Genomic DNA, 270 nt, shown 5'->3' on the forward strand with positions numbered 1-270 from the left:
TGGTAGTGTGGGGTTTCCCCATGTGAGAGTAGGTCATCGTCAAGATTAAATTCCGAAACCCCATTTGCGAAAGCAGATGGGGTTTTGTTTTTGTAGAAGTCCATGAATTTTCACCGGCACGTTGTTCACACAACGGTCTGGTATACAGAATTTCTTGACGACCATAGAGCATTGGAACCACCTGATCCCATCCCGAACTCAGCAGTGAAACGATGCATCGCCGATGGTAGTGTGGGGTTTCCCCATGTGAGAGTAGGTCATCGTCAAGAT

The 270-nt window shown here is 47.4% G+C and carries 1 rRNA gene; it reads left to right on the top strand.

The features are described from left to right. Positions 1–153: 153 nt before the first annotated feature. Positions 154–269, top strand: a 5S ribosomal RNA gene (gene rrf / locus H0Z09_RS27210). Position 270: the final 1 nt, after the last annotated feature.

Source organism: Pseudomonas sp. SWRI18 (assembly GCF_014268345.1).
In the GTDB taxonomy this organism is placed as follows: Bacteria; Pseudomonadota; Gammaproteobacteria; order Pseudomonadales; family Pseudomonadaceae; genus Aquipseudomonas; species Aquipseudomonas cedrina.